The 1,180-nt window shown below is 34.2% G+C and carries 1 protein-coding gene; it reads right to left on the bottom strand.

The genetic code is table 11. The features are described from left to right. Window positions 1–1,147: transcription termination factor Rho (gene rho, locus FUA24_RS07900; protein ID WP_148541208.1), on the bottom strand; the 1,147-nt coding region annotated here is incomplete at its 3' end. Window positions 1,148–1,180: the final 33 nt, after the last annotated feature.

The following is a 1,180-nucleotide window of genomic DNA, read 5'->3' as shown; positions in this document are numbered from 1 at the left end:
AAAGAATTACTACGTCATGCCCACATTCAACTAAACGTTTTGCTTTTTCTAAAACAATATCGGCAATTTTTACGTGTTCATGAGCTTCTTTATCAAAGGTAGATGCTATGACTTCGCCACGTACGTTACGTTGCATATCTGTAACTTCTTCTGGGCGTTCATCAATTAGTAAAATCATTTGATAAACTTCGGGGTGGTTTGCGGCAATAGCGTTAGCAACATCTTTAAGTAACATGGTTTTACCTGTTTTAGGTTGCGATACAATCATACCACGTTGCCCTTTACCAATAGGAGCAAACAAATCCATTATTCGTGTTGAAATGGTACTTTGTTTTTCAGCTATATTAAATTTTTCTCTTGGAAACAAAGGTGTTAAATGCTCAAAAGATACGCGGTCTCTAACAACTTCAGGTTTTTGGCCGTTAATTCTGTTTACTTTTATTAAAGGGAAATACTTTTCACCTTCTTTAGGAGGCCTAACATTACCTAAAACGGTATCGCCCTTTTTAAGGCCAAATAAACGAATTTGCGATTGTGATACGTAAATATCATCTGGTGATGATAGGTAGTTATAGTCTGATGAGCGTAAAAAACCATAACCATCTTGCATAATATCTAAAACACCTTCACTTTCAATTATGGCATCAAATTCAAAATCTGGCTCACGATAACGGTTTCTGTTGTCTTTATTGCCATTATCAACATTATTTTTTTGATTTTTATGCTGATTTTTGTGTTGACGGTGTTTTTGCTGGTTATTGTTATTATTACCGCTATTATTGTTGTTGTTACTATTATTGCTATTGTTGTTGTTTTGAGGCTTACTTTGCGTTTGTTCCTCTTTTTTAGCTTGCGGTTTATCTTCGGTAGGTTTAGCAGCGTTTGCTTCAGCTTTATCAGTATTGCTAGTGTTAGCAGGTTTTTTTTGAACGCGCTGTCTCTGTCTTTTAGGTTTAGGTTTGTTGTCTTCGGCTTTTGCTTCTGGTTTAGCCTCGGTTGTTGCCTTTGGGTTAGCAGCTTGATGATCTAGAATTTGATAAACTAAATCTAATTTTTTTAAAGAACGGTACTTAGGGATACTTAATTCTTTTGCAATCTCTTGTAATTCAGAGAGTTTCTTTTCTTTTAATTGTGAAATTTCAAACATTGATGTTTATAATTGAATATAAAATTTTGAATA

Source organism: Seonamhaeicola marinus (genome assembly GCF_008085455.1).
This window is presented reverse-complemented; position numbering and strand designations above follow the sequence as displayed.